This window comes from Paenibacillus sp. FSL H8-0260 (assembly GCF_045040625.1).
Taxonomy (GTDB): Bacteria; Bacillota; Bacilli; order Paenibacillales; family Paenibacillaceae; genus Paenibacillus_AQ; species Paenibacillus_AQ odorifer.
This window is the reverse complement of sequence record NZ_CP150298.1, coordinates 3,869,010-3,885,955: the sequence shown is the minus strand read 5'-3', so window position 1 is coordinate 3,885,955 and position 16,946 is coordinate 3,869,010. Positions and strand designations below refer to the sequence as shown.

Annotated in this window: 13 protein-coding genes; 12 read left to right on the top strand and 1 reads right to left on the bottom strand. The window is 44.5% G+C overall.

The window, feature by feature from the left end; all coding sequences use genetic code 11:
• Positions 1-42: 42 nt before the first annotated feature.
• The 9 genes from pdhA to MHI51_RS17185 all read left to right on the top strand — a co-directional run bounded on the left by pdhA (position 43) and on the right by MHI51_RS17185 (position 11,938).
• Positions 43-1,110 (top strand): pyruvate dehydrogenase (acetyl-transferring) E1 component subunit alpha, encoded by a 1,068-nt coding sequence (gene pdhA / locus MHI51_RS17225; RefSeq protein ID WP_038571556.1) that lies wholly within the window; start codon positions 43-45, stop codon positions 1,108-1,110.
• A gap of 15 nt (positions 1,111-1,125) precedes the next feature.
• Positions 1,126-2,103, top strand: a complete 978-nt coding sequence (locus MHI51_RS17220) for an alpha-ketoacid dehydrogenase subunit beta (protein ID WP_038571553.1) — start codon at positions 1,126-1,128, stop codon at positions 2,101-2,103.
• Between the two features lie 106 nt (positions 2,104-2,209).
• Complete coding sequence (locus MHI51_RS17215) at positions 2,210-3,865, top strand: 2-oxo acid dehydrogenase subunit E2 (protein ID WP_405173123.1); 1,656 nt, start codon at positions 2,210-2,212, stop codon at positions 3,863-3,865.
• A 2-nt stretch (positions 3,866-3,867) separates the two neighbouring features.
• On the top strand, positions 3,868-5,280 hold the full coding sequence (gene lpdA / locus MHI51_RS17210; RefSeq protein ID WP_036687684.1) for a dihydrolipoyl dehydrogenase: 1,413 nt from the start codon (positions 3,868-3,870) through the stop codon (positions 5,278-5,280).
• 152 nt (positions 5,281-5,432) lie between these two features.
• A complete protein-coding gene (locus MHI51_RS17205; RefSeq protein WP_076277048.1) occupies positions 5,433-6,407 on the top strand; it encodes a S66 peptidase family protein in 975 nt (324 codons plus the stop codon).
• A gap of 141 nt (positions 6,408-6,548) precedes the next feature.
• Positions 6,549-7,529, top strand: coding sequence for a thymidylate synthase (locus tag MHI51_RS17200; RefSeq protein ID WP_076277047.1), 981 nt, complete (start codon positions 6,549-6,551; stop codon positions 7,527-7,529).
• A gap of 81 nt (positions 7,530-7,610) precedes the next feature.
• Entirely contained in the window at positions 7,611-8,102 is a 492-nt protein-coding gene (locus MHI51_RS17195; protein ID WP_341002940.1) for a dihydrofolate reductase, read from the top strand.
• Between the two features lie 235 nt (positions 8,103-8,337).
• Complete coding sequence (locus MHI51_RS17190; protein ID WP_076130028.1) at positions 8,338-9,825, top strand: glutamate synthase subunit beta; 1,488 nt, start codon at positions 8,338-8,340, stop codon at positions 9,823-9,825.
• Positions 9,826-10,225: 400 nt separating this feature from the next.
• Complete coding sequence (locus MHI51_RS17185) at positions 10,226-11,938, top strand: proline--tRNA ligase (RefSeq protein WP_405173122.1); 1,713 nt, start codon at positions 10,226-10,228, stop codon at positions 11,936-11,938.
• 15 nt (positions 11,939-11,953) lie between these two features.
• On the opposite strand, the gene MHI51_RS17180 is transcribed toward MHI51_RS17185, so the two are convergent.
• Positions 11,954-12,817, bottom strand: coding sequence for a pentapeptide repeat-containing protein (locus tag MHI51_RS17180; protein WP_076277044.1), 864 nt, complete (start codon positions 12,815-12,817; stop codon positions 11,954-11,956).
• A 164-nt stretch (positions 12,818-12,981) separates the two neighbouring features.
• Here MHI51_RS17180 and MHI51_RS17175 point away from each other — a divergent pair, with 164 nt between their 5' ends.
• The 3 genes from MHI51_RS17175 to MHI51_RS17165 all read left to right on the top strand — a co-directional run bounded on the left by MHI51_RS17175 (position 12,982) and on the right by MHI51_RS17165 (position 16,851).
• Positions 12,982-15,237, top strand: a complete 2,256-nt coding sequence (locus MHI51_RS17175) for a type IA DNA topoisomerase (protein ID WP_076218007.1) — start codon at positions 12,982-12,984, stop codon at positions 15,235-15,237.
• A 510-nt stretch (positions 15,238-15,747) separates the two neighbouring features.
• Positions 15,748-16,236 (top strand): YfbM family protein, encoded by a 489-nt coding sequence (locus MHI51_RS17170; protein ID WP_076130031.1) that lies wholly within the window; start codon positions 15,748-15,750, stop codon positions 16,234-16,236.
• 159 nt (positions 16,237-16,395) lie between these two features.
• Positions 16,396-16,851, top strand: coding sequence for a DinB family protein (locus MHI51_RS17165; RefSeq protein WP_076277043.1), 456 nt, complete (start codon positions 16,396-16,398; stop codon positions 16,849-16,851).
• Positions 16,852-16,946 lie beyond the last annotated feature (95 nt).

Genomic DNA, 16,946 nt, shown 5'->3' with positions numbered 1-16,946 from the left:
AGAGGCAGCTGATATTCAAATTTTTTTATTGAGGTGAAGATAATGAGTAAAGTTCCTTATGAAGTGTATACAGAGGACGTCGAGGCTCTATCGGTACTTTCCCCGGATGGAGAAATTATCAATAAGGATAAGATGCCCGATTTAACCGACGATCAACTGAAAGAAATTATGTATCGTATGGTATTTACCCGTACTTGGGATGATCGTGCAGTAAACCTTGGCCGTCAAGGTCGCCTTGGTTTCTACGCACCGGTATCCGGTCAAGAAGCTACCATGATTGGTAGTGAGTTCGCTTTGGAGAAAGAAGACTTCTTATGCCCAGGCTACCGTGATATTCCGCAGCTAGTATGGCACGGACTTCCATTGTACCAAGCTTTCTTATATTCCCGCGGTCACCAACATGGTGGAGCTATTCCTGACGGGGTTAATGTATTGATGCCACAAATTATCATCGGTGCGCAAATCCTGCACGCTACTGGTATTGCTATGGGCTTCAAATTGAAAAAACAAAAGAATGTTGCAATTACTTACACTGGTGATGGCGGTTCTTCAGAAGGTGACTTCTACGAAGGCTTGAACTTTGCTGGTCGTTTTAAACTGCCTGTAATCTTCTTTGTTCAAAACAACGGTTATGCGATTACGACTCCGTTCGCTAAACAAACGGCTTCCAAATCGATCGCTCACAAAGCGGTTGCAGCTGGTATTCCAGGGATTAAGGTTGACGGTATGGACATCTTTGCAGTAATCAGTGCTGTACGTGATGCTGCAGAACGTGCACGTAACGGCGAAGGTGCTACATTGATCGAAGCTGTAACTTACCGTTTCCGTCCACACTCCCTTTCTGACGATGCAAGTAAATATCGTTCGAAAGAAGAAGAAGGACAATGGAGTGAAAAGGATCCAATCGCCCGTCTTGCCAAGTATTTGGAGAAGAAAGGTCTTTGGACTGAAGAAGATACTCTGCGCGTGAAGGATGAAGCGAAAGCTACTGTTAACGAGCAGATCAAAAAAGCTGAACAAACCGAAAAAATGACAATACCTGGCTTGATCGACAGCATGTTCGAAGTAACACCTAAACATCTGGAAGAGCAAAAAGCCGATTTTGAATAAGGGGGATATCAGGCAATGGCACAAATGAATATGAAAGAAGCGATTCGCGACGCGATGCGCGTTGAACTGAATCGTGACCCTAACGTTCTTATCTTCGGAGAGGATGTTGGTAATGTAGGTGGCGTTTTCCGTGTAACTGAAGGTCTGCAAAAGGAATTTGGCGAAGATCGTATTTTTGATACACCACTAGCTGAGTCCGCTATCGGCGGTCTGGCATTTGGTCTTGGTGTACAAGGCTTCCGTCCGATTGCTGAAATTCAATTCGTAGGTTTTATCTTTGAAGCACTGGATCAAATCGTTGTTCAAGCAGCGCGTTTGCGCTGGCGTTCTGGCGGTAAATATAACGCTCCAGTAGTATTCCGTACTCCTTTTGGTGGCGGAGTTAAGGCTGCTGAGCTTCACACTGACTCACTCGAAGGTTTGATCGCACAAAGCCCAGGGATTAAAGTTGTAATTCCTTCAAACCCATATGATGCTAAGGGACTTCTAATCGCGTCTATCCGCGACAATGACCCTGTCTTCTTCATGGAGCACTTGAACCTTTATCATGCATTCCGTGCTGAAGTGCCAGAAGGTGAATATACAGTTGAACTTGGTAAAGCGAACGTAGTACGTGAAGGTTCTGACGTTTCGATCATTACTTACGGGCTGATGGTACATACAGCTACCAAAGCAGCCGAGCAACTCGAAAAAGAAGGCGTTAATGTTGAAATTATCGACCTTCGTACTGTAAGTCCAATCGACATCGATACTATTGTAGCGTCTGTGAAGAAGACTAACCGTGCTATCGTGGTGCAAGAAGCACAAAAGAGTGCGGGTGTAGCTGCTGAAGTTATCGCACAAATCAATGAAAAAGCACTACTGCACTTGGAAGCACCTGTGCTTCGTATCGCAGGTCCTGATACTGTGTATCCATTCGCACAAATAGAAGATACATGGCTTCCAAACCCTGCACGTATTATTGCAGGCGTGAAGAAAGTTTTGGAATTCTAAATATTTTTACGAGAAACAGTTGTCATCCATATGGATGACAACGTTGTTTCATCTTATAAAGTTTAAATCATAAGGTTAGTCCCAATTTCACGAGGAGGTTTTCAAAGTGGCAAAGTTTGAATACCGATTTCCTGAACTAGGTGAAGGTCTGCATGAAGGTGAAATCATCAAAATGCATATCAAAGCCGGTGACAAGGTAACGGATGATGATATCGTAATGGAAGTTCAAAATGACAAGGCGGTAGTTGAGGTGCCTTGCCCAGTAAACGGTACTGTATTGGAAGTTCTGACAAAAGACGGTCAAGTATGCCGTGTCGGTGAAGTAGTGGCTATTATCGAAGCAGAAGGTGACGTGCCTGATCAAGAGGGTGCTGCTACTGAAGCTCCTGCTGCTCAAGCGCCAGCTGCACCAGCTGCTCCAGCTGCTCCAGCATCTAACAAAGCATCGAATTTTGAATATCGCTTCCCTGAGCTGGGTGAAGGTCTGCATGAAGGTGAAATCATCAAAATGCATATCAAAGCCGGTGACAAGGTAACGGATGATGACATCATCATGGAAGTTCAAAATGACAAGGCGGTAGTTGAGGTTCCATGTCCAGTGAATGGTACTGTATTGGAAGTTCTGACTAAAGATGGCCAAGTTTGCCGCGTAGGCGAAGTTGTAGCTATTATCGCTGCTGAAGGCGACGTTCCTGAACAAGAAGGTCATGCATCTGCTGAAGCCGATGCAGCAAAAGGAAGTGCAAACACTACTTCTTCCCCTGCAGCAACAAGCCCTGCTGAGGCTAAAGAAGGCGGATCTGCAAGTGTAACACCAGCTCCTGACCGCGATGTTTTGGCTACACCAAGCGTTCGCAAATTTGCTCGTGAGCAAAAAGTGGATATTTCCAAAGTGAACGGAACTGGTAAAGGTGGTAAAATCACTCGTGAAGACGTAGAAGCCTTCTTGAAAGGTGGTTCTACACCAGCAGCTCCTGCAGCAGCAGCGTCGTCTGAAGCTCCTAAGGCTGCTAAAACCGAAGCTAAAGCAGCACCTGCAGCAGCTAGCGGTAACGTTAGTCTTGAAGAAGAACGTGTACCATTCAAGGGTATTCGTAAGGCGATCTCCAACGCAATGGTTAAATCGGCTTACACGGCTCCACACGTAACCATCATGGATGAAGTAGATGTTACTGAACTGGTAGCATTCCGTACACGTATGAAACCTATTGCTGAGAAAAAAGGCGTTAAGGTTACTTACCTTCCATTCATCGTTAAGGCACTTGTTGCAGCTTCCCGTCAATTCCCAGCACTCAATGCTATGATTGATGAAGAAGCAGGCGAAATTGTCTACAAGAAATACTACAATATCGGTATCGCTACTGATACACCAAACGGTTTGATCGTTCCAGTTATCAAAGACGCTGACCGTAAGAGCATTTGGATGATTGCTAGCAGCATCACTGACTTGGCCGTTCGTGGCCGTGACGGTAAATTGTCTGCTAACGAAATGAAGGGCAGCACGATCTCCATCAGTAACATCGGTTCTGCTGGCGGTATGTTCTTTACTCCAATCATCAACTTCCCTGAAGTGGCTATCCTCGGAACTGGCCGTATCAGTGAAAAAGCAGTTGTGAAAAATGGTGAAATCGTAGTTGCTCCAGTAATGGCGTTGTCACTCAGCTTTGACCACCGTATTATCGATGGTGCGACTGCTCAAAACTTTATGAACTACATTAAATCGCTGCTCAATAATCCTGAGCTGCTGGTTATGGAGGTATAATTATGGTAGTAGGAGACGCTTCACTAGATATTGATACATTGGTCATTGGTGCAGGTCCTGGTGGGTATGTGGCGGCAATTCGTGCCGCCCAGCTCGGCCAAAAAGTCCTCATCGTGGATAAATCGGAACTCGGCGGTGTATGTTTGAACCGTGGATGTATTCCTTCTAAAGCCTTGATCGCTGCTGCGCATCAATTTGAATCCGCACAGCATGGTGAAGTTTTCGGCGTTACAGCTGAGAATGTTAAAGTGGATTTTGCCAAAACTCAAGAATTCAAGAACAGCGTAGTTAAAAAAATGACTAGCGGTGTGACTAGCTTGATGAAGGGCAACAAAATTGAAGTATTTAACGGCGAGTGCATGTTTATCAGCGACACAGAAGCACGTGTGTTCAATGATCATGAATCTCCACGTTACCGCTTCAAACACTGCATCATTGCTACAGGTTCCCGTCCAATTGAACTTAAACCTTTCCCATTCGGCGGACGTATTCTGTCTTCGACTGAAGCTCTGGAACTTCCAGAAATTCCGAAGAGCATGATCGTAATCGGTGGTGGATACATCGGTGCCGAGCTTGGTCAAATGTACTCTAAATTTGGCACTAAAGTAACAATCATCGAAGGTTTGGATACTGTACTTCCAGGCTTCGATAAAGATATGACTCGTCTTGTTGCGAAAAACATGGCTAAAACTGGCATCGAAATCGTAACTAACGCTAAAGCTGAAAGTGCTGTTCAGAACGACAAAGAAGTAACCGTGAAATACTCTGTTGGTGGCGAGTCCAAAGAAGTTACAGCAGATTACTTGCTTGTTACTGTAGGTCGTCGTCCTAACACTGACGGTGAACTTGGTCTGGACCTGATCGGTCTTGAGCTCGACGAGCGCGGATTGATCAAAGTTGATCACCAAGGACGCACAAGCATTCCTACCATCTTCGCTATCGGCGACGTTGTTCCAGGTCTTGCTTTGGCTCACAAGGCTTCTTACGAAGGTAAAATCGCTGCTGAAGCAATCGCAGGACTTACATCTGTTGTTGACTACAAAGTCATCCCAGCTGTTGTATTTACAGATCCTGAGTGTTCAAGCGTTGGTTTGACTGAAAAAGAAGCAAAAGACAAAGGCTACAAAGTGAAAAGTGGCAAATTCCCGTTCGCAGGAAATGGTCGCGCAGTATCTTTGAACAGCCCAGAAGGTTTCATCAAAATTGTTGCTAACTCCGAGAACAATTTGGTACTGGGAGCTCAAATCGTTGGTATCGAAGCTTCTAACTTGATCGCTGAACTTGGTTTGGCAATCGAAATGGGCGCAACGCTTGAAGATATCGCTTTGACTATTCATGCGCATCCAACCCTTGGCGAAATCGTCATGGAAGCTGCTGAATTGGTTGAAGGTCACCCAATTCATGTAATGAAATAATTTTTCTCCAAAAATTGCTCTAGCAGGCAACAGAAAGGCGGACGCAAATGCGTTCCGCCTTTTTTTGTGTTTTCCACTTTTTTGAAAAGAGATATACTGGGAGGAAGAGCAATTACTTAATCTGTATTTTATAAATATAGGGAGGTTCAATGATGAGAGCTGATAAATTAAAGCCTGGAGATGAGCTGCGTATTATCTCTCCTTCCAGAAGTTTGTCATTAATCGATGCTCAGCAAAGAAAAATCGCTAAAGAGCAGCTTGAACGGTTAGGTTTTCGGATATCCATTTCAACAAATTCTTTTGAGACGGATGATTTTGTTTCCTCTTCTATCGATTCAAGAATTGAGGATTTGCACGAAGCCTTTTTAGACCCCAAAGTGAAAGGAATATTAACGACCATTGGGGGCTTCAATAGTAACCAGCTGCTGCGTTATATAGATTATTCAATCATTGCAGAGAATCCAAAGCGTTTATGTGGTTATTCGGATATTACTGCACTAAGTAATGCGATTTATGCTCAAACAGGATTAGTTACATACTCCGGACCGCATTTTTCCACATTTGCGATGCTCCACGATAATGAATATACTATCGAATATTTCCGCAAGCTGATGATGGAGAATAAAGAAATTCTAGTGCAGCCTTCCAGGCATTGGAGTGATGATGAGTGGTATCTGGATCAGGAAAACCGGATATTTATTAAAAATGAAGGTTCGTTCATTATCAATGATGGGGAAGCGAAAGGAACGATTATTGGTGGCAATTTATGCACTTTAAATCTTTTGCAGGGAACAGAGTATATGCCAAGTTTTAAAAATTCTATCTTGTTCATTGAGGATGATTATGAGTCAGCACCTGCAACCTTTGATCGAGATCTGCAATCCCTAATTCATCAGCCTGAGTTTGAAGAGGTCAAAGGGTTGGTGATCGGCAGGTTCCAAAAAGAATCGCGTATGTCAAAGAAGCTGCTGACCACAATTATCCGCTCAAAAGAAGAATTATCCGATATTCCTGTGATTGCAGACGTGGACTTTGGACATACATCGCCGATGATTACCTTTCCTGTGGGTGGACAAGCAAGCCTTCGGGCTTATGGGGCAAGAGTGGAGCTTAGGATAGCGGAGTAGAGATACAATTGCTGAATCAATCCTTTATAATTGAATAGGTAACCCGATTATTAAATATATTTAAAAATTATCTTACCTTCTACAAAAATCGGATTTTTCAGATATAATATATGAGGTGAAATATTACGGAGGTGCAATACTTTGACGAATGAGTTAGAACAAACCTATTTGAATTTTTTACAATATATTTTGGATCATGGTGTGAAAAAAGAAGATCGTACAGGAACTGGTACAATTAGTGTATTTGGTTATCAGATGCGATTTGATTTATCAAAAGGCTTCCCGCTGTTTACAACAAAACGTACACCGTTTCGTTTAATTGCAAGCGAGCTATTGTGGTTTATTAAAGGTGATACCAACATTCGTTATTTATTGATAAATAATAATCATATTTGGGATGAATGGGCTTTTAAAAGATGGGTTGATTCGGACGAATATGCTGGCCCGGATATGACAGACTTCGGGAATCGTTGTTTAGTTGATGAAGATTTTAATCAATTATATCAAGCAGAGATGAAAGCATTCTGTGATCGTGTCTTAGAAGATGATGAGTTTGCTGCCAAATATGGCGAGCTAGGAAACGTTTACGGTAAGCAATGGCGGAATTGGACATCTTCTACTGGCGAATCAATTGACCAATTACAAGATGTTATTCATCAGATCAAAACAAATCCTGATTCTCGGCGTTTAATTGTCAGCGCATGGAACCCGGAAGATGTTATAAATGCTGGGACGAAAGGAAGCAAAGCAGCGTTACCGCCCTGCCACGTTATGTTCCAGTTCTACGTTGCAAATGGTAAACTAAGCTGTCACTTGCTGCAACGCAGTGCGGACTCTTTTCTCGGGGCAAACTTCAATATTCCATCTTACTCTTTGCTTACGCATTTAATCGCATACGAATGTGGGCTAGAAGTAGGCGAGTTTGTATACAGCATTAGTGATGCGCATATCTATTCAAACCATGTTGAGCAAGTGAAAGAGCAATTATCAAGAGAATTAAGAGCATTGCCTACACTGGTTATTAATTCACAGAAGAAATCAATTTTTGATATTGAACTGGAAGATCTGGTCATTGAGGGGTACAATCCGCATCCTTCGATAAAAGCGCCGATCGCAGTATAACGTAATTGTAAATGAAGATTCGCAAATATTATTTCTGGCAGTATAGTTTTTTACTTTAGTATGGAGGAAGGAGAGAACTTCATGAGTATTAGCTTAATATGGGCAATGGGTGCCAATCATGTCATAGGAAAAGATAACGATATGCCTTGGCATTTGCCGCTGGATTTTGCTTATTTCAAAGCAGAAACATTAGGCAAAAGAATCCTAATGGGCCGCAAAACATGGGATTCGCTCGGAGGCAAGCCCTTGAAGGGCAGAACGAGCCTAATTCTAACTAGGGATACTGATTATTCAGCTGAAGGTGCAGAGGTTCTACACACGCTTGAAGAGGCTCTCAGCGAGGGTAGAAAAGAAGATGAGCTGATGGTAATCGGTGGTGCGGAAATTTACCGGTTGATGTTGCCGTATGCTGACAAGTTGATGTTGACGCAGATCGAACAGGATTTTGAAGGAGATACCCGGTTTCCTGAGATTGACTGGAGGATGTGGAAAGAGGTCTCCAATATCAAGGGAATTCGTGATGAGAAGAATCCGTATGATTACCGTTTCCTTGTTTATGAACGTACGGAATAGCAATAAAACGTTTTCTCTGACATAACATGTGAAATAGTACAAATAATCAGTAGATTTATCCATTACTGTGCAAAAGTGATGAATGTTACTATAATTAAAATTAGAAATGATTATGTATAGGTATAGAATAGAATGTGCAGGTACTTCATTGCGTTGCTGACAACCATACGAAGCCGCAATATGCTACAATGTACTATACTTCAACACGAAGAGAACGGATGGGGGAAACGTAAACATGTCTACACCTACAGGTTTTATGGAGTATAAACGACAGCTCCCAGGTGATCGGGATCCTGAGCAGCGGGTAAAGGACTGGGAAGAATTCCACCATCATTTATCCGAGGACGAGCTTCGGACACAGGGCGCACGTTGTATGGATTGCGGAACCCCCTATTGCCATACAGGTATTGATATGGCTGGCGGGACCTCAGGTTGTCCAGTACACAATTTAATTCCGGAATGGAATAACTTGGTGTATCGCGGACTCTGGAAAGAAGCACTGGAACGTCTGCATAAGACAAACAACTTTCCTGAATTCACAGGCAGTATTTGTCCCGCTCCCTGTGAAGGCTCTTGCACAGTGGGCCTGATCGGACAGCCGGTAACCATCAAAACAATTGAACTTGCGATCGTTGATAAGGGTTTTGAAGAGGGCTGGGTTGTACCTAATCCTCCGGAGAAACGGACTGGCAAAAAAATTGCAATCGTAGGCTCTGGACCTGCTGGACTTGCCGCAGCAGCACAGCTTAACAAGGCTGGACATTCTGTAACTGTATTTGAGCGCAGTGACCGCATTGGCGGACTGCTGACATATGGAATACCTACTATGAAGCTTGATAAAAAAGTTGTACAACGTCGTGTAGATTTGCTGGCTGCTGAAGGGATTAACTTCGTAGTGAACACTGAGATTGGTAAAGACATTCCGGCTCAGCAGCTTGTTGATGAGTATGATGCGGTCGTTCTGTGTGGTGGAGCAACTAAGGCACGCCGTTTCAACATTGAAGGCAGTGAGCTTAAGGGCGTTATGTATGCCATGGATTATTTAAATGGCACGATCAAGAGTTACTTGAATTCCAATCTGGAGGATGGTAACTATGTATCCGCTGAAGGTAAAGATGTAATCGTCTTGGGTGGCGGGGATACAGGATCTGACTGTGTTGCCACAGCGCTTCGTCATGGCTGCGGCAGTATCACTCAATTTGGTACACATGAAAAAGCGCCTCTGCAACGGGATCCGATTGCTAATCCTTGGCCGCAATTTCCGAATGTGTACAGCTTGGATTATGCGCAAGAAGAAGCGAAAGCTATTTTTGGCGATGATCCGCGTGAATTCTCTATCATGACCACTAAATTTGTTGGGGATGAAGAGGGGAACTTGAAGGAGCTTCATACGGTGCAGATCCGCCGGATCGTGGATGAGACAGGTCGTAAAATCTACCAGCCCGTTCCTGGAACGGAAGCTGTATATCCTGCTCAACTCGCTCTCATCGCTATTGGTTTCGATGGACCGGAGCAAGATATTGTTGAGGAGCTTAACCTGGAGACTGATCGTCGTACCAATGTGAAAGCACGTTACGGCAAATTCAATACGAACGTGGATAAAGTGTTTGCTGCTGGCGATATGCGTCGTGGTCAAAGCTTGGTGGTCTGGGCCATCAATGAAGGTCGCGAAGCTGCACGTGAAGTGGATAAATACCTGATGGGCTCAAGCGTTCTTGTCTAGGCATTAATTCAAGAAGCCGTTTCAAAAGCAGTTTACCTGCTGGAGAAGCGGCTTCTTTTTGGAGCCGACGCTTGACGGAAATATTATTTTCATATAGATTTAATACAATATTTAAATGACAAAAGCATTGACCAAGGACTTACGATCCTAGTAGCGTTAGAACAGAGAGGGAACTCACCGGCTGAAAGGTTCCTCAAATACGTGTGGATGGTATCCTGCCTGGGTAGCTGCAGCGTATAACCGCTGCCGGAATCGGCCGTTATTCGATCGAGGATCGCCAAATCAAGTGTAGACTATGTACGGGCTGGCGGTTAAATAAGGGTGGTATCACGACACATTCGTCCCTGACGAATGTGTCTTTTTGCGTTTAGAGCGTTCATTTTTTAGGGAGGGTATAAATATGCGTCAAAGTAATCTTTTATTAACAACTCTGCGTGAGGCACCTTCAGAGGCGGAGACAAGCAGTCATCAACTACTGCTGCGTGCGGGATATATACGCCAATTAGCAGCGGGTGTGTATACTTATTTACCGCTTGGAAGACGTGTTTTACGGAAAATAGAAGCGATTGTGCGGCATGAGATGGATGTCTCTGGAGCTCAGGAGGTATTGATGCCATCTATGCAGCCTGCGGAGCTCTGGAAAGAATCAGGCCGGTATGAGGTATACGGTAAGGAGCTGATGACGCTGCGGGATCGTCATGAGCGGGAATTCATACTAGGTCCTACACATGAGGAAGTAGTAACCACACTCGTACGGAATGAGATCAGCTCCTATCGAAAGCTTCCTATTACCGTATATCAGATTCAGACCAAGTTCCGAGATGAACGCCGACCACGTTTTGGACTGCTGAGAGGCAGAGAGTTTTTGATGAAGGATGCTTACTCTTTTGACACAAACCTGGAAGGTCTAGATAAATCATATATCCCAATGTTCGAGGCTTATCACCGGATATTTGAGCGATGTGGATTGAAATTCCGTGCTGTCCATGCGGATTCCGGTGCGATTGGAGGCGAGGGCGGCAGTCATGAATTTATGGCGCTGGCTGATATTGGGGAGGATACGATTGCTGCATGCACCGTTTGTGATTATGCGGCCAATCTGGAACAGGCAGAGTCCGTGCGGCCTGTAAAAAATGAAGTTGTCATACAAGTACCGGAGATAGAGAAATTCCTCACTCCTGATTTGCGCACAATTGAGCAACTAGAGCAGGAGCTAGATATCCGGCCAGACCAGATTATCAAAACATTAATCTATGAAGGTGACGGACAGATTTTTGCTGTACTGGTCCGGGGTGATCATGAAGTCAATGAAATAAAGGTAAGTAAATATTTAGGAACGAATGAGATTAAGCTTGCTGACTACGAGTCTGTGAAATCCTTAGCGGGCGTTGAAAGTGGATTTGTAGGACCTGTAGGCTTAACGCTTACTGTCCTAGCAGATGCGGCAGTAGCTGATATGACTCAAGGGATTACAGGGGCGGGAGAAAAAGATTATCACTTCCGTAATGTAGTACCCGGCAGAGATTTTTCGCTTGGGCATGTGGGGGATTTTCGGAATGTAGCAGAAGGTGAAGTTTGTCCGCATTGTTTGGAGGGTATTTTGCATTTTCATCAAGGGATTGAAGTGGGTCATGTCTTCAAATTAGGTACTAAATACAGTGAAAAGCTAGGCGCTTCTTACTTAGATTCTTCAGGCAAAAGTCAACCTATGATTATGGGCTGTTACGGAATTGGTATCTCACGGCTTTTATCCGCTATTGCTGAACAGCATCATGATGAGGATGGATTAATGTGGCCAGCAGCATTGGCACCTTATCAGGTTCATATCTTGATAATGTCCGTCAAGGATAGTGAGCAGCGGACGGTTGCCGAAGGTCTCTATGATCAACTAACCAAGCTTGGCATTGAGACGCTGATTGATGATAGGGATGAACGCGCTGGTGTGAAATTTAAAGATTCAAGCTTGATCGGGATACCTCTATCAATAGTTGTGGGCAAGGAAGCATCACAGGGAAGAGTAGAGTATCTGAACCGAAACACAGCGGGGAAAGAAGTCTTAGAAATTATGGAAGCTGTGTCTCGGATCAAACAATTCAATTCACAGCTGATATAAATGATCTTTTTTCATTTAATGGGAATGCCAATGATCAGGGCAGGAGAGTGTTGCTGGTAATTTTGTGAGAGTATTTCCTTTTGCCGCATTGATCTGTGCCTGAGTGAGAAAGAGAGCTTCTGCTAAATTAGCACCTCTGAGGTCAGTATCGCGAAAGTCTGCCCCAATAAGGTCTGCACCTCTGAGATTAGCGTCCCTAAGGTCTGCGGCTATTAAATAGGCTCCTCTCAAATTGGCGCCTCTGAGATCGGCTCCTTTGAGCTTAGCTCCCATAAGGTCGGCACCTCGACTGAAATTCTTCGCTGATTTCTTTAGTTTACGGCGAGCCTCAGTTCGTACAAGCTCACTGACCTGCAACAGTAACATATTGATTTTTGCTCGATGAGCGGCAACATCCACTTTTACAAGTGCTTCAGGATTAAGTAAAGTGAGCTGTTCCGTTTCATCGAGAGCTGTTTGCAGCTCCGTATGGATTGTACGGGTTATTTCTAAGTTTAAAGATTCATGTAAATACCAAAGCAGCTCGTGCAAATGCCACATGATCGGAAATACCTCGAACATTTGCTTCGCAGTTTTCGGCTTTTTCCTCCAGTCTTCTCCAGCATAAGTGACTTGAGAAATCTTTTGCCCAGCTCCAAAACAGTCATAGACCGTACAACCACGGTAGCCTAATTCTCTTAGCTCTGTATGTACACCACAGCGAAAGTCCGACTGTAGATTGTGACATGGCTGTCCAGCGTCTTTGTCTCTAGCGAAATCTATGGAAGCAGCAAAAGGCAATGCGGCACAACACAAGCCAAAGCACTGCTCACAATCCGCCTTTAGGGCAGAGAGGTTTCGATCAGAAAAAGGTTCTGTAAATCTGTGATTCTCATACAAGGTTTGTTTCCCTCCGATATATGAATACGCTTATACCAACTTATTTTAAATCAAACGAAAGATTATGAAAAGTCCGGTCGATTAAAAAAAACCGAGGTTAATGTTATAATAGAGTACTGGACCTATTTTGGACTTAAGAACGAGAAGGTAAGGAGCGAATGTTTTTGAAGACACTTATTATTGCGGAGAAACCGGACATGGGGCGGAATATCGCCGCCGCAATAGAACCAAAGGCTAAAAATTACCGTTCCTATCTTGAAGGGGAGCAGTACATTATTACATGGGCAATAGGGCATCTAATCGGATTGGCTGAGCCGGATGCATATGATGTGAAATACAAAAAATGGAATATTAATGATCTTCCCATTATTCCGGACCCATTCAAGCTAGTTCCTAATGCGCGGACCATTGATCAGCTGAAGGTAATCGGAGAGCTGGCTAAACGAAGCGATCTGCTAGTAAATTCTTGTGATGCCGGGCGAGAAGGCCAGCATATATTTTCGCTCATTCAGCGGCATTTGAAGCTTGAACATCCTGTGAAGCGGCTGTGGATTTCCGATTTGACACCAGAGACAATCCGCAAAGGCTTTCAAGAGCTAAAGGATGGGGCGGAGTACGAGAATCTAACCAAAGCAGCAAAAGCGCGCAGTGAAGCCGATTGGTTAATCGGTATGAACGGATCACGTGCATTTACTACGAAACATAATGTGCTGCTGTCGGTGGGGAGAGTTCAGACCCCAGTACTTGCACTTATTTATGATCGCCAGAAGACGATTGAGGCGTTCTCATCCCTTAAGTTTTTTGAGGTAGAGGGCCATTTTACACAAAATGAAATGACTTATAAAGGTATGTGGCAGGGTGACCGGCTCACTGATGGTGAGAAGGCGGAGGCGCTGGCTGCCAAGGTCAAAGGAAAACCGGGACGTATTGACTCTTATGAGGTTAAGGAAACGAAAGAGTATCCGAATAAACTGTATGATTTAACGCTGCTGCAGCGGGAGGCGAACGGGAAGTACGCTTTTTCCGCTAAAAAAACACTCGATATCGCACAAGCATTATATGAAAAGCATAAGGTGATATCCTATCCGCGGACGAATTCTAACTATGTTACAGAACAAAATATTCCGGAGATGCATAAGACTTTATCTGCGCTCCAAGGGACGGCTTATGATGAATGGGTGAAGGGCGCGAATCGTAATCTCGTTCATAAAGGAAACAAATTTATCTGCAATCCCTCCAAGGTAGAGGATCACCATGCGATTTTGCCTACATATCGGAAAGCAACAGGGCTTAGTGCGGATGAGGGAAAGCTGTATGATTTGATTGTGCGGCGCTTTTTGTCACAGTTCTATCCGGCTGCGGAATATAAAGTGCATACGGTTATGACTGATGTAGAGGACGAAAAGTTCAAAACTACTGTTAAGGAATTATTAAGTCTCGGTTGGAAGGTAATTTACGCGGACCAGAAGAAAGATAAAACGAAGTCGTCCAAAGGAAAAAACAAGGATGATGAGGAAGACGAAGAGATTGAAGTGAATGAACCATTCGCAATCGCTCCGGTCGATGAGGTGATCTGTAGTGACGCTATCGTTAAAGAGAAAGATACACAGCCGCCAAAACACTATACGGAAGGCACGCTGCTTAGAGCGATGGAAAGTGCCGGAAAGCAGATTGAGGACGAAGAGCTTCGGGATGCTATGAAGGATTCAGGGCTGGGTACTCCAGCCACACGAGCAGCAACCATTGAACGGCTTAAGAATGTCGGATACATTGAAATGCAAGGCAAAAAAATCGCCATCACGCAAAAAGGACGAACGGCTATTGAACTGATACGTGGAGCGGGCATCGAGCTGTTGACTTCACCTGAAATGACCGGCCAGTGGGAACGTCGCTTGAACGAGATATCCAGAGGTACGGCGTCGGACGGACAATTTATGGAGAATGTAAAAAGATTTGCCTGTATGATCGTGGACAAGGTTCGTGTGCAGTCTCGGGCGTCCAAAACTTCTTTTGAAGGGGAAACTCCTTCTGTGAATACAGGGGCTAAAGGTCGGAGTGGTGGAGGTACATCTCGTAAAAGTAGCGATAAACCTGCCGCGCCAAGAAAACGTAAACCAGCTAACGAAGAAGAATCAGCAAATTCAGGTCCGAAAATTATCGGAAACTGCCCGCGTCCTGGCTGTGGCGGGATGATTTTTATGGGTAAAAAAGGCTACGGCTGCTCTCATTACAAAGAAGGCTGCAAGTTCGTGATCTGGAAAGAGAACCACGGGCGTACCCTTACAGATACACAAGTAAAGGCATTGATTGAAAAGGGCCGTACGGGTAAGCTGAAGCTTGCGAGCGAAGATGGCACCCCGCTGGAAGGGAAACTTGTGCTTAATAATATGGATACGGGTCAATTAACAGTGGAGTCATAGTCTAACTGGAAGTTTGTATGGATCATGGGTGATTACATCACATTTGCATGTACGAAGCCGCTAGCGGACACAGATGACCCTAAACGCGGGAATACGTCCTTTTTGGACTGCTATCGGACCGCATAGTCGTTATTTGCATGAAAAGGGCTATATATGCACCGCTTGCGGGAGAATAGCAGCGCTGGAGTCCGCAAACTTGCTCCAAGGGCTATAAATTCGCCAATAGCGTCAGCTGGGTCCGTAGTCAAGACTATTAGTCGGACTCGCCGTATATGGGATATGGTTTCGGTGACAGCTGTGGGAGACTATATATTTTACACATAAAATTCATTAGTTAAAGAGTGTAGGACATACCTATCTTAAACGGGATGTAGTAACTTGTGCGCACAAGATATTATGATTACGTAGGGGGCTGATCTTCACTCTTTTTCTATCCTGCGGGATAAATCCAGAGGTTACATTATGATAGGGCAGTATAGTCACTACTAGAATGGAAGGAAGGGTGACAACATGGGAATGCGTGGATATTACTTTGCTATGGATGACAACCTAGTGCAGCAAATTGTTACAGGCGACATTGCATTGAATAGCTTGAAAATAGACGATTATCCCGGACTGGACATTGATAGATCCTGGGAGGCGATTCACTACTTGCTTTGTGGAGTTATTTCCGATGGAGATGCCCCTCTTAGTTATGTTGTTCCGCTGACATCAGACAAAGGCATCGATTTTGGCTCATTCGGGGCGTTTTCCTTACGTGCCAAGCAAGTTGCAGAAGCGCATCAGGTTATTTCTGAGCTGGATGAAGCGCAGCTCCGCTTGCGGTATGATTTCCCGGCCATGGTTAAGGAAGAAGTATATCCTCTTGAACCTGATATTGTTTCAGACGAGGATAAGGATGCGTTCTTTGCCTACCTGCTACAGCATTTTAACGAAATCCGGCGTTTCTACAGCCAAACTGTAGCCGAGGGCAAAGGTCTCATCTTTTATATTTTCTGATTCTAACCAAAAGACGACACACGTCTCCTGATTCCATTGAGCGCGATAAAAAATAGAACCTTTGACTGATGAAGATTATGATTATTTGTGAAATAAATGACCAATTACGGGAAACGGTAGGTTCAATTAATCCAATGAGGCGAAGAGGGGGAAACGAAAATGAAGACGATCAAGTGTATGATGGACCACCTGTACTGGGCGGACGCACAAATCTTAGAAGCGCTCGAGGAGAGTGAGATGAAGAACAAGAACCTTCTGAAGCTGGTTCGGCATGTCGCGGTTGCGGAACGAGTCTGGCTGTCCCGATTGCAGGGCAAGGGTAGTGCGCAATATTCGTTGTGGGAGGAAGCAGAGGACCTGACGGCGATCCGAACGGAGTTCGAAGAAAACGCCGAGAAATATCGTGTGTATATCGAAGGGCTCGAGGAATCTGATTTGGACGTGAGGGTCGATTATGCGAACCAGAACGGAGTCCCGTTCCAAACGTCCGTCCGGGATATCTTGTCGCAGGTCATTTTACATGGGCAATATCACCGGGGACAGATCAACCGGGCACTTCGGATGGAATTGGCAGAACCTGTCCAAGTCGATTACATCACGTTCGCCAGACTCTAACAGGGCCTAATCATCACCATTACCCGGAATGAGATGGGCATTGAACTCCTCCGAAATGATTTAGTTTACTCATGCAGGCTCATGAATTCGTAGGA

Excerpts from the sequence above, each read along its gene's own strand:
- MHI51_RS17185 (WP_405173122.1), top strand. The coding sequence starts at position 10,226 with ATGCGTCAAAGTAATCTTTTATTAACAACTCTGCGTGAGGCACCTTCA.
- pdhA (WP_038571556.1), top strand. The coding sequence starts at position 43 with ATGAGTAAAGTTCCTTATGAAGTGTATACAGAGGACGTCGAGGCTCTA.
- MHI51_RS17165 (WP_076277043.1), top strand. The coding sequence starts at position 16,396 with ATGAAGACGATCAAGTGTATGATGGACCACCTGTACTGGGCGGACGCA.
- MHI51_RS17220 (WP_038571553.1), top strand. The coding sequence starts at position 1,126 with ATGGCACAAATGAATATGAAAGAAGCGATTCGCGACGCGATGCGCGTT.
- MHI51_RS17170 (WP_076130031.1), top strand. The coding sequence starts at position 15,748 with ATGGGAATGCGTGGATATTACTTTGCTATGGATGACAACCTAGTGCAG.
- MHI51_RS17195 (WP_341002940.1), top strand. The coding sequence starts at position 7,611 with ATGAGTATTAGCTTAATATGGGCAATGGGTGCCAATCATGTCATAGGA.
- MHI51_RS17205 (WP_076277048.1), top strand. The coding sequence starts at position 5,433 with ATGAGAGCTGATAAATTAAAGCCTGGAGATGAGCTGCGTATTATCTCT.
- MHI51_RS17190 (WP_076130028.1), top strand. The coding sequence starts at position 8,338 with ATGTCTACACCTACAGGTTTTATGGAGTATAAACGACAGCTCCCAGGT.
- lpdA (WP_036687684.1), top strand. The coding sequence starts at position 3,868 with ATGGTAGTAGGAGACGCTTCACTAGATATTGATACATTGGTCATTGGT.